This window comes from Pseudomonas sp. FSL W5-0299 (genome assembly GCF_005930655.1).
In the GTDB taxonomy this organism is placed as follows: domain Bacteria; phylum Pseudomonadota; class Gammaproteobacteria; order Pseudomonadales; family Pseudomonadaceae; genus Aquipseudomonas; species Aquipseudomonas mandelii.
In genome coordinates, this window is sequence record NZ_RXHX01000019.1 from 101336 (window position 1) to 110062 (window position 8727).

Sequence of the window (8727 nt, forward strand, 5' to 3'; positions counted from 1 at the left end):
ATTGGTGTGTGGTTCAGGCGCGGGGCAGGCGGATGACGGCGGTGAGACCGCCGCCGGGTGTTTCTTCCAGGCTCAACTGCCCACCCAGTCGTTCCGCCGCCTCGCGAGCGATGGTCATACCGAGCCCGACGCCGCCCGAATTGCGATTACGCGAACCTTCCAGCCGAAAGAACGGCTCGAACACCGCTTCACGTTTGTCCGCCGCAATACCCGGGCCGTGGTCGATGACGCGGATCACCAGTTGCTCACGGTTGTCTTCGAGCGTGATCCGCGCGTGCCCGGCATAGCGCAGGGCGTTGTCCAGCAGATTATTGATGCACGAGCGCAACGCCATCGGCTGCACTTGCAGCGGCGCGCAGTGGCCGCTGGCCTGAACATCTGCCCCCTGGTCCTGGGCGTTTTCGCTCAAGGACTCCACCAGCGCCTGCACGTCCATCCATTGCCCGGCTTCACTGGTGCGCTGCTCGTGCAAATAGGTGAGGGTGGCATCGAGCATGCTGATCATGTCGTCCAAGTCCTGGCGCATCTGGCCCTGCAGCTTGTGGTCTTCGATCTGCTCCAGCCGCAGCTTGAGGCGAGAGAGCGGCGTGCGCAGGTCGTGGGACACCGCGCCGAGCATCCGTGAGCGCTGCTGCACCTGTTCGATAATGCGTTTCTGCATCAAATTGAAGGTGTAGGCCGCTTGCCGGGCTTCCCGTGGGCCGGATTCATCCAGCGGCGGGCTGTCGAGGTTTTCGCTCAAGCGTTCGGCGGCGTCGCTCAGCCGCTGGATCGGCCGGCTGAGCAGTTTGGCGCCGTACCAGGCGGCAATGATCAGCGTGACAAACTGGAACGTCAGCGGCACCAGCGGGCCGCCGAACCAAGGCCGCGGTGGCCGGTTTTCGAAGCGAGGGTCCATCGGCGGGCGCTGTCCGCCCATGCCTTCGGAAAATCCCGGCGGCGGTGGAGGCGGGGGAGGACCGTAATGGTGGAACCAGGCAAACGCCAACAGGTGCGCCAGGATGATCGCCAGCAGCAGCACGCCAAACAGGCGGCCGAACAGCGTATCGAAGCGCGCCCGCATCAGCCGATGTCTCGTGCGTCGAACAGATAACCCTCACCGCGAACGGTCTTGATCAACTGCGGGGCTTTCGGGTCATCACCGAGTTTCTGGCGCAGGCGCGAGACCAGCAAGTCGATGCTGCGATCAAACGCTTCGATGGAACGACCACGGGCAGCGTCCAGCAGTTGTTCACGGCTGAGCACCCGGCGCGGACGCTCAATGAACACCCACAGCAGGCGGAATTCGGCGTTGGACAGCGGCACCACCAAACCGTCGGCGGCGATCAATTGCCGCAGCACGCTGTTCAGGCGCCAGTTGTCGAAGCGAATATTCGCACGCTGTTCGGTGCGATCGTCGCGCACCCGACGCAGAATGGTCTGAATCCGCGCGACCAGTTCCCTTGGTTCGAAGGGCTTGGCCATGTAGTCGTCGGCGCCCAGTTCCAGGCCGATGATGCGGTCGGTGGGTTCGCAGCGTGCGGTGAGCATCAGGATCGGAATGTCCGATTCGGCGCGCAGCCAGCGGCACAGGGACAACCCGTCTTCACCGGGCAGCATCAGGTCGAGCACCACCACGTCGAAATGCTCCGCTTGCAACGCCAGGCGCATGGCAGCGCCATCGGTGACGCCGCTGGCGTGAATGTTGAACCGGGCCAGGTAGTCGATCATCAGTTCGCGGATCGGGACGTCATCGTCGACGATCAGGGCGCGAATGCTCCAGCGTTTGTCGTCAGCGGGTGCTTTTTGATCGTCGTTCAGAGGTGCTGGGGTGCTGTGCATGCGTGCGTTCATCTGCCAGGTAGGCTGCCAACCACAAAGATGGGCTGCGAGGTTGTGGTTCCAGCATAGGCGTCCGGCCCGGAGGCGGGAAGTGCTGTAAGGACGTGTTGCGGCTGCCGAGGGTAGCGAGGAAGGGTGTTGTGGGCGTGTCGTGTGTGTATCGAACTCGACACAATCGGCGCAGGGACTAGTCTTGCTGGAGTCTTCGGGACGATTTACCGATCATCGGGTCCCGCAGTGGCGCTGGTTCCGCTACAATGCGCGCCGATTTCGTCCTGCCTGAGAGCCCGCACATGTCCGTCTGCCAGACTCCTATCATCGTCGCCCTGGATTTCCCCACCCGTGACGCCGCACTGAAGCTGGCCGACCAGTTGGACCCTAAACTGTGCCGGGTCAAAGTCGGTAAGGAGCTGTTCACCAGCTGCGCCTCGGAAATCGTCGGCACCTTGCGTGACAAGGGTTTTGAAGTGTTCCTGGACCTCAAGTTCCACGACATCCCGAACACCACCGCGATGGCGGTTAAAGCCGCGGCGGAAATGGGCGTGTGGATGGTCAACGTTCATTGCTCCGGCGGTCTGCGCATGATGGCCGCCTGCCGTGAAGTGCTGGATCAGCGTACCGGCCCCAAACCACTGTTGATCGGCGTGACCGTGCTGACCAGCATGGAACGTGAGGATCTGGCGGGTATCGGCCTGGACATCGAGCCGCAGGAACAGGTGCTGCGTCTGGCTGCACTGGCAGAAAAAGCCGGAATGGATGGTCTGGTGTGCTCGGCCCTGGAAGCCCGTGCCCTGAAATCGGCGCACCCGACGCTGCAACTGGTGACCCCGGGGATTCGCCCGGCGGGCAGCGCCCAGGACGATCAGCGCCGTATCCTGACCCCGCGTCAGGCGCTGGATGCCGGTTCCGATTACCTGGTCATTGGCCGTCCGATCAGCCAGGCGGCGGATCCAGCGAAGGCGTTGGCCGAAGTTGTAGCCGAAATCGCCTGATCAAACACCGAAGATCAAAAATGTGGGAGTGAGCAGGCTCACTCCCACATTAGTTTTGGGGTGAATTCAACTGTTGGGTTAAACCTTCAACACCAACTTCCCGAAATTCTCGCCGCTGAACAATTTCATCAGCGTCTCCGGGAAGGTCTCCAGTCCTTCAACAATGTCTTCCTTGCTCTTGAGCTGCCCCTTGGCCATCCAGCCGGCCATTTCCTGCCCGGCGGCGGCGAACTGAGCAGCGTAGTCCATCACCACGAAGCCTTCCATTCGCGCGCGGTTGACCAGCAACGACAGGTAGTTGGCCGGGCCCTTGACCGCTTCCTTGTTGTTGTACTGGCTGATGGCGCCACAAATCACCACGCGCGCTTTCATGGCCAGGCGACCCAGCACCGCGTCGAGAATATCGCCGCCGACGTTATCGAAATACACGTCGACACCTTTTGGACATTCACGCTTAAGGCCGGCATGCACGTCTTCGTTCTTGTAGTCGATGACGCCGTCAAACCCCAGTTCGTCGATCAGGAATTTGCACTTGTCCGCGCCGCCCGCGATGCCGATCACGCGGCAGCCTTTGATCTTGGCGATCTGCCCGGCAATGCTGCCCACCGCACCGGCCGCGCCGGAGAGCACCACGGTGTCACCTTCCTTCGGTGCGCCGACATCAAGCAACGCGAAGTAGGCGGTCATCCCGGTCATGCCCAGCGCGGACAGGTAACGGGGCAGCGGTGCCAGTTTCGGATCGACTTTGTAGAAACCTCGTGGCTCGCCGAGGAAATAATCCTGTACGCCCAAGGCTCCGTTGACGTAGTCCCCGACCGCAAAACCAGGATTGTTCGAGGCAACGACTTTGCCTACACCCAATGCGCGCATGACTTCGCCGATACCGACCGGCGGAATGTAGGACTTGCCCTCGTTCATCCAGCCACGCATGGCCGGGTCCAGGGACAGGTATTCGTTTTTGACCAGGATCTGACCCGCAGCCGGTTCACCGACTGGCACTTCTTGATAGGTAAAGGTCTCGCGGGTAGCCGCGCCCACCGGACGTTTGGCGAGCAGGAACTGGCGATTGGTCTGGGTAGTCATGACAGGCACTCAAGATGAATGAAGCCTTGTTGATAGACCTTCATGATCGATGCCGCAAGTTTGGCTGATGCGGCGAATGGACGTCGATCCAGTGCAGTGATAGTCGGTGCCGCAGTTCTATCACTGCCACTCATGGTCACTCAACCGGGCTTCTGATAGTGCTGCCGTGTCCCATGCCCCTGTGGCTAAACTGGAAACACACGATCCCCCGCATTCTTCTCTTTGAGGGCATAACAATGAGCATGACGTTTTCCGGCCAGGTCGCCGTGGTGACCGGCGCTGCCAACGGTATTGGCCGCGCGACCGCCCAGGCATTCGCCGCTGAAGGGTTGAAAGTGGTGGTGGCCGACATGGACACGGCCGGGGGCGAAGGCACTGTGGCGCTGATTCGTACAGCGGGCGGCGAAGCGACCTTCGTGCGCTGCAACGTCACGCTGGAAAGCGATGTAAAAAATCTGATGGACGAAGTGGTGAATACCTACGGCCGTCTGGACTACGCCTTCAACAATGCCGGCATCGAGATCGAGAAAGGCAAACTGGCTGAAGGCACCCTTGATGAGTTCGACGCGATCATGGGCGTCAACGTCAAAGGCGTCTGGCTGTGCATGAAGTACCAGTTGCCGTTGCTGCTGGCCCAGGGCGGCGGCGCGATCGTCAACACCGCTTCGGTGGCGGGCCTTGGTGCGGCGCCGAAGATGAGCATTTATGCGGCGTCGAAACACGCGGTGATCGGCCTGACAAAGTCGGCGGCGATCGAATACGCCAAGAAAAAGATTCGCGTAAACGCGGTATGCCCGGCGGTGATCGACACCGACATGTTCCGTCGCGCCTATGAAGCGGACCCGAAGAAGGGCGAGTTCGCCAACGCCATGCACCCGGTCGGCCGCATCGGCAAGGTCGAGGAAATCGCCAGTGCCGTGCTGTATCTGTGTAGCGACGGCGCGGCGTTCACCACCGGTCACTCGCTGGCAGTGGACGGTGGAGTCACGGCGTTCTGACCCATCAAGATCTGCCTCGTAGGAAAAGGCCCGCACACGTGCGGGCTTTTTCATGGTGTCGCGAAGGGCGGCGGACAATGTGTTTCAAATGGTTAGAACCGAGGGTTTTGGCGGCGTTGTCGCACATCCGATCCTGCGCACCTGTGATTAACTGCTCCCCGCAAATGGACAGGAGTTTGCTTGCTCATGGAATTGAGAATCGATCGACAGGCATTGGTGCCGGTCGTACAGCAAATCGTCGATGGGTTGGCCGTCTGGCTCCGTCAGAGCGAGGTGCAGCCGGGGACGCGTTTACCTTCTGCGCGGCACATCGCGCGGGTCAATCTGCTCAGTCAGTCCAGCGTCGTCGAAGCCTGTGAGCGGCTGGTGACTCAAGGTGTGCTGGCGCCGCGTCATGGCGCCGGTTTCATTGTCGCCACGCCAACGCTGGTCGCCCAGGGGCAACAGGATTGCCTCTGGTTCGAAGGGGCGGAACTGAAACAGGGCGGCTGCTCGGGCGAACTTAAGCTGGGCTGTGGCGGGTTGCCGGAGAGCTGGCGCGAGACTGACGACCTGAGCTACGCGATTCGTCAGGTCAGCCGTACCGACATGGCCGGGTTGTTCAACTACAGCACTTCACGAGGCCTGCCTGCCTTGCGTCTGCAAATTCTCAAACGCCTTGGACGGCTCGGTATCGAAGTGGATGAAAACCGTATCCTGACCACCGCAGGTGCCAGTCAGGGGCTCGACCTGATCGTGCGCACCTTGCTCAAGCCGGGAGATTGCGTGGTGGTGGAAAGTCCGGGGTATCCACTGTTATTTGACCTGCTCAGGCTGCACGGCGTGACGATGATCGAGGTGCCTCGTACCCCGCGCGGGCCCGACACGGAGCAACTGCAATTACTATTGTTAAAGCACCGGCCCCGCGCGCTATTCATCAACAGTTTCTACCACAACCCTACGGGCAGTTGCCTGACGCCTGCGATGGCGCAGCAGGTTTTGCAATTGACCAAGTCCCATGGCGTTCTGGTGATTGAAGATGACGTCTATGCGGATTTGCACTACGGCCCCGGCACGCGCCTCGCTGCATTGGGGGGGGATGACAACGTGATCTACGTTGGCAGTTACTCGAAAACCCTCAGCAGTTCATTGCGGGTCGGCTTTGTCGTGGCCAGCGAAGGGGTCATATCGCGATTGGCCGAGGTCAAGATGATCAGCAGCATGGGCGCCTCAAGTTTCTGCGAGTCGGTGCTGACTTGCCTGTTGGCCAGCGGCGCGTACCGCAAACTGGTACAGCGTCAGCGCCAGCGTTTGAATACGGACAGAGAGGCGGCCTTGCAAGTGCTCGAAGACGCCGAGTGGGAAGTTTTCGGCAAGCCGGCTGGTGGCCTGTTTATCTGGGCGCGATCGCGGATGTCCGACTACGCTCAGGTGCGCAAACAGGCCCGGCGCTGCGGTGTGCTGCTGTCTTCTGCCACGGCCTTCAGTCCTGATGGCCAGGCGAAAGATTGGCAGCGCATCAACGTCGCTTATGCCTGTGATCCTCGTGCCCGGGCTTTTTTTCAGGCGACCGCTGCGAATCGACCTAAAGCGTTCTGAAAACGACGTGGACGTAGCTTTTTGCCATTATTCCGACGCCAGAGACTTGTGCTGGCCCATGCCCATTGCGAATCTGCGTCAACAGACTATGTCAGGGGACTAAGTGCAATGATTTCGGCCGTGCAAGGACGTTTTGCCAACCTCGGTATGGCAAAAAAAATGGGTGTCGGGTTTGTCTTGGTGCTGCTGTTGACGGCCCTGGTGGCAGCCATCGGCGTTTGGTCCCTGCAAACCATCAGTCAGCGCTTCGACGGGCTCAAGCAGATGTCGTCGCTCAACAGCGGTTTGCTCAAGGTGCGACTGCTTGAGCAGGAGTACGCCTTGCACGGCAACCCGAAAACCGCGGATGCCCTGCGCCAGGGGGTTGATGGCCTGATCGCCTTGGCGACGCAGCTCAAGGCTACTTCAGCGGCCAACGTGCCAGTGATGAATGACGTCGAGCAGTCCCTGGCGGCTTATCGCAAGGCCTTCGACGAATTCGTCTCGCTGAGTCAGGCCAAGGACCTGGCCCTGGAAATGGCCAGTTGGTCGGTGTCCAGCGTGGCCAATAATCTGGATGTCCTGCAAGCCGGGCTTGCCGACGATGGCGCCTATACCTTGAAGGAGTCCGAAGGCAAGGACGGTGGGCAGTTCATCGAGCAAGCCAATCAGGTCAGCCAGGTGTCGCGGTTGATGCTGCAGGCCATGAACGAAGCACGTGTGCGTCTGGATCAGAGCCGCAAGGGCGATGACAGCGCAGCTCAGGGCAAGATCGAGCAGGCCGATCAGGCGCAGGTTCAGGCCGAGCAGTTGAAAACCACAGTCAAGGATGAGGGCTATCAGACTGTCCTCAATGAAGTGGCGGGTCACATCACCAGTTTCAGCGAGAAACTGACCGAATACACCGGTCTGTTAGCCCAGGAAAAAATCGTCTATGAGCAACTGCACCAGCGTGCTGCGCAGGTGGTGGAGCGGGTCGATCAGGCGTATGTCGCCGAAGACCAGTCGATGCAGGCCGAATTGAAAAAGAACTCGATGCTGATCATTGGCTCCTCGGCCCTGGCGTTGCTGGTCGGGTTGATCGCGGCGTGGGTCATTACCCGATTGATCGTGGCGCCGCTGCGCAGTGTGATTCGTGTTGCGCAGCAGATCGCCGCGGGTGATTTGAGTGCGACGGTTGAAGTGACGCGCCGTGACGAAATCGGCCAGTTGATGCAGGCCATGCAACAGATGGGGGCGGGGCTGAGCACCATCGTCAGCGGTTTGCAGGCCGGTATCGAGCAGTTGGCGAGTTCGGCGCAATCCTTGTCGGCGGTGACCGAGCAGACCAACCTGGAGGTCAGCAGCCAGAAGGAAGAAACCGAGCAGGTCGCCACGGCAATGAATCAGATGACGGCGACGGTGCACGATGTGGCGCGTAACGCGGAGGAAGCCGCTCAGGCTGCGCAAACGGCGGACGGTAAGGTGGAAAGTGGCCAGCAGGTGGTGCGTCAAAGCATGGCGCGGATCGAGCAGCTGGCGGATTCGGCGACGTCGGCCAGTTCGAGCATCGAAAGCCTGAGTGCAGAAATCCAGAACATCGGCACGGTGCTCAGTGTGATCAAGAGTGTCGCCGAGCAAACCAACCTGTTGGCGCTCAATGCGGCGATCGAGGCAGCACGGGCCGGCGAGCAGGGCAGGGGGTTTGCGGTTGTGGCGGATGAGGTTCGGGCGTTGGCCAAGCGCACTCAGCAATCGACCGAGGAGATTGAGCGTCTGGTGAGCGCCTTGCGTTCGGCGGCGCAGTCGTCGGTGCAGCAGATTCAGAACAGTGGTGAGCTGGTGAAGCTGGCGGTGAGTGACGCGTTGCAGACTGAGAGTGCGCTGGGAAGTATTGCGGCGGCGGTGTCGTTGATTCAGCAGATGAACCAGCAGATTGCGGCGGCCGCCGAGGAGCAGAGTTCGGTGGCCGAGGAGATTAATCGCAGTGTGACGAGTATTCGTGCGAGTGCGGATCAGTCTTCGTTGGCGATGCGGGGGAATGCGGCGTCGAGCATTGAATTGGCGCAGTTGGGGGTTGAGTTGAAGGGGATGGTCGGACACTTCCGGCTCTGATTTGTCTCCCTGCGTATGTGCACAGATCTAATGTGGGAGTGAGCCTGCTCGCGATGGCGGCCTTCGGGCCGACCATGTTGTGGTTGACCGGGTACATATCCATTTCTGCGGTAACGGCGGCTGGCGGTTTCGCCCTTACGGCGAGTCCCTTTTGTCAAACGCCCGGAGTGCCGGCCCAGCCA

Annotated in this window: 6 protein-coding genes and 2 pseudogenes; 5 read left to right on the forward strand and 3 right to left on the reverse strand. The window is 60.7% G+C overall.

Features of this window, described 5'->3' with window-relative positions; translation table 11 throughout:
* Positions 1-13 precede the first annotated feature (13 nt).
* Complete coding sequence (locus FHL16_RS21325) at positions 14-1063, reverse strand: sensor histidine kinase (protein WP_010457050.1); 1050 nt, start codon at positions 1061-1063, stop codon at positions 14-16.
* The gene (locus FHL16_RS21330; RefSeq protein WP_077749216.1) at positions 1063-1821 is read right to left on the reverse strand and encodes a response regulator; all 759 of its coding nucleotides are present in this window, start codon (positions 1819-1821) and stop codon (positions 1063-1065) included. Before FHL16_RS21330 ends, FHL16_RS21325 begins: the two co-directional genes overlap by 1 nt.
* Before the next feature lie 293 nt (positions 1822-2114).
* Here FHL16_RS21330 and pyrF point away from each other — a divergent pair, with 293 nt between their 5' ends.
* Positions 2115-2813, forward strand: coding sequence for an orotidine-5'-phosphate decarboxylase (gene pyrF / locus FHL16_RS21335; protein ID WP_167362277.1), 699 nt, complete (start codon positions 2115-2117; stop codon positions 2811-2813).
* A gap of 78 nt (positions 2814-2891) precedes the next feature.
* Here pyrF and FHL16_RS21340 read toward each other — a convergent pair whose 3' ends face one another.
* A complete protein-coding gene (locus FHL16_RS21340; protein ID WP_010457045.1) occupies positions 2892-3896 on the reverse strand; it encodes an NADP-dependent oxidoreductase in 1005 nt (334 codons plus the stop codon).
* 236 nt (positions 3897-4132) lie between these two features.
* Here FHL16_RS21340 and FHL16_RS21345 point away from each other — a divergent pair, with 236 nt between their 5' ends.
* The 4 genes and pseudogenes from FHL16_RS21345 to FHL16_RS35085 form a co-directional block, all read left to right on the forward strand.
* A complete protein-coding gene (locus tag FHL16_RS21345) occupies positions 4133-4894 on the forward strand; it encodes an SDR family oxidoreductase (RefSeq protein ID WP_077749218.1) in 762 nt (253 codons plus the stop codon).
* Between the two features lie 186 nt (positions 4895-5080).
* Positions 5081-6472: an aminotransferase-like domain-containing protein gene (locus tag FHL16_RS21350; RefSeq protein ID WP_077749219.1), complete on the forward strand. Its 1392-nt coding sequence runs from the start codon at positions 5081-5083 to the stop codon at positions 6470-6472.
* Between the two features lie 159 nt (positions 6473-6631).
* Positions 6632-7684, forward strand: a pseudogene (locus FHL16_RS35080) (HAMP domain-containing protein); the annotation flags it as partial.
* A gap of 264 nt (positions 7685-7948) precedes the next feature.
* A pseudogene (locus FHL16_RS35085) lies at positions 7949-8545 on the forward strand (methyl-accepting chemotaxis protein); the annotation flags it as partial.
* Positions 8546-8727: the final 182 nt, after the last annotated feature.